Source organism: Desulforhopalus vacuolatus (assembly GCF_016918505.1).
GTDB classification, from domain to species: Bacteria; Desulfobacterota; Desulfobulbia; order Desulfobulbales; family Desulfocapsaceae; genus Desulforhopalus; species Desulforhopalus vacuolatus.
On record NZ_JAFFPZ010000003.1, the window covers coordinates 71,564 to 74,137 of the forward strand.

Here is a 2,574-nt window from a genome sequence, read left to right on the forward strand (position 1 = left end):
TTCACCTCAGGGGAGCCACGCCCAGAAGGACAAGCGCACCCATTCGCTGAAATCCCTCGTCCAGATTGACACCAGTCGGCGGGTATCTATATCGATTTTGGCAACTCCTTCCATGCCGGGCCTCAGTTTTTCATTCAGTTTCGTGAGTTCCGCCTCGACCTTGAAATAATTGCGGCCTTCATCTGCTCTCGCAATCGGGGTCAGCTTTTTCACAACAAAACTGAACCGCTCCTGCGGTAAAGAGGAAAGCATGAGACTGCCCTTCTGCCCCGGTTTTACATCGGCTATTCTACGCTCATCCACCTTGAGAATTATGCGGTAGGCGTCAAGCGGTGTCAGCTCGAAAAGGATCTCACCGTGCGTCACCGCACTGCCCAGTCGCTGGCTGAGATCACCGCTTACCAGCAGACCTGCAAACGGCGCGGTAAGGATTGTCCTCTCCAGTTTCTGCTCGAGCAGTTCCAGCTCCGCCTGTGACTGTTCGAGCTGGGCGCGAATAACCACGGTCCGGGCACGATCGTGTTTGGCCACAGACTCCTGATACTGCTGTTCCATCTGCCGTATTCTGCTGAGTTTGGCAAGTTTTTCGAGGCACAGGTCTCGATCGTCAAGGGAGCAGAGCAGCTCCCCCTGATCGACCTTGTCTCCGGCTGCATGCGGCGCTTCATCGAGGTAGCCATCAAACGGCACGACAATCGCCCGGCGAATGGCACCTTCGAGCCTGGCATCGGCGGTAAGCCTGTATTCCCCGGTGCTGTTGTAGAGAAAACCAACAGCCACTGCAAGGGCGAGGATGATTATTTTTTTGCCGAGGTGGCGGGAGCCGAGCACCCCACCCGTCAGGCGAACCATGCCATGCCACAGGGCAACGACCGGATTAAGATCATTTTTGTATCTGGCTTCCAGGACCGGTCCCGCGAGAGTGACAACGGCACGAATGAACTCCATGTCGCGGGTTGTGAACGGAGTATTGGCAGCCCTCTCGCAGGTCAGGGCACCGTAATAATGGTCTTCGTGGAACAGCGGAAAGGTGGCAATGGAAGCCATCGCCTGTTGGCGTGACAACGCCTCATGCTCGCGGGTAATCAGCAGCTCATCATCGAGTTCCGGGTACGTCACTTCGGTACGCTGCAGGATGGCTTCATCCATAACCTTCTCAATAGCCCGGGTCAGGTTCATCTTCTCGCTGACTTCCGCGCTGTGAGAAACTGCTTCAAGGCGTATCGACCTTCCCCGGCGGTAACCGAAACTGACCCGTTCACAAGCACTGGCAGCTGCCAGTTCAGTAACGAAAACCAGTGAAGCACCGGTAAAGGTCGACTCGCCCAGGGTAATCCCAAGCAAATCGACGGCGGCTTTCAGCCGGTGCAGGAGTGCTTTATCCGCTTCAAGCTGATTGCGCCGTACCAGCAATTCCAGCCATGCTGTTCCCCATTGCAATTGCCGCATTGCCAGCTGCAGCTCCTGCGGCTGATGTGCTCTTAACTCAAGTGCGACAACCCCGAACAAGGCGTCGTCGATAAGGACTGGATAGGCCGCAGCATATCGCTCCGGCTCTGCCATCTCCACCAGCAGCCCGACCTGCTCCTCGATAACCCTTTCAACCACACCGGAGAGCCGTTCCGGAGACAGACCGGATTCGGACCAGGCGGCAACAGGACTGAAGCTGCTGTCCCCCCGCTGCACAACCATCAAGCCCTGCAACGCAGCATTACCGACAATGTTTATCTGCAGCGACAGCCAGCTCTGGAAATACTCCTCTTCACTGTCTGCCTCCACAAACGACTGCCACAGTTCCGGGTTTTGCTCGTGGGCGTCTAAAGTTCCAGATGTTGTACTTTCCATATCCTGGTTCTCACCAATTTGTTCATGGCCCAGTCAGGTCGCTGCACCTGGTATGACTGGTTGGTAGTCGGGCGGTAATTTTCTTTGTCCCGAAGAGTATAGCAAATACCGAGGGATATCGTTACTCCAAAAAAATGCCCGGAGCGCAGAACGCTCCGGGCAATATCAAACAACAATGGGGTCTATTCCGCGTTTTCAGGCAAGTTCAATTCCAATTTACCGAATCGCTTCTCATATTCAGCGATGGTATTGGTCAGAAGGATAGAAAGACGTTTTGCAGCGTATGGATTAACCGTAATCCGGTCGGAAAGCTCAACCGTGAGCTCTGACTGTCCGGCGTGCCAGTTCTGGTTGGTACCAAACAGCAGGGTTACTTCTTCTCTAGGAGTCTGTCCGAGAATAGGCGTTTTATCCAAAATCGAGGCATTTTCAAAAAACGAGAACAGCTATATTATTGATATTACGAGCATTGTTTTTTGAAAATAACGAGAAGTTCGGGCAAAAGAGCGTTCTCGGACAGCCTCCTAGTGCTGGAAACATTGCAAACGTTGGCATAGGTCGAGCGCATTTTTGAACCGTCCCAGCGAATTTTGGTTTGGGCCTGTTCAGCTGCATCTTCTTTTTTCTCTTCCAGAGCCTTTTCTTCTTTCATTATTTTTCTCCTTATTGTTGGTGAGCCGTGGGCGGCAACAGGGGGACAGGTCATGTTCCCCTGTTGTCGAAGAATTT

3 protein-coding genes are annotated in these 2,574 nt (G+C 53.4%); all 3 read right to left on the bottom strand.

Annotated elements, in window-relative coordinates:
* Window positions 1–6 precede the first annotated feature (6 nt).
* Window positions 7–1,845 carry a GAF domain-containing protein gene (locus tag JWG39_RS03045; protein WP_205217891.1) on the bottom strand — a complete coding sequence of 613 codons (1,839 nt, stop codon included), beginning with the start codon at window positions 1,843–1,845 and terminating at the stop codon, window positions 7–9.
* Between the two features lie 182 nt (window positions 1,846–2,027).
* Entirely contained in the window at window positions 2,028–2,261 is a 234-nt protein-coding gene (locus JWG39_RS03050; protein WP_205217892.1) for a DUF3467 domain-containing protein, read from the bottom strand.
* Between the two features lie 44 nt (window positions 2,262–2,305).
* Window positions 2,306–2,497: a DUF3467 domain-containing protein gene (locus JWG39_RS03055; RefSeq protein ID WP_205217893.1), complete on the bottom strand. Its 192-nt coding sequence runs from the start codon at window positions 2,495–2,497 to the stop codon at window positions 2,306–2,308.
* Window positions 2,498–2,574 lie beyond the last annotated feature (77 nt).

What these genes read in the sequence shown, in the direction of transcription:
- JWG39_RS03045 (WP_205217891.1), bottom strand. Translation starts at nt 1,845, where the DNA reads ATGGAAAGTACAACATCTGGAACTTTAGACGCCCACGAGCAAAACCCG.
- JWG39_RS03055 (WP_205217893.1), bottom strand. Translation starts at nt 2,497, where the DNA reads ATGAAAGAAGAAAAGGCTCTGGAAGAGAAAAAAGAAGATGCAGCTGAA.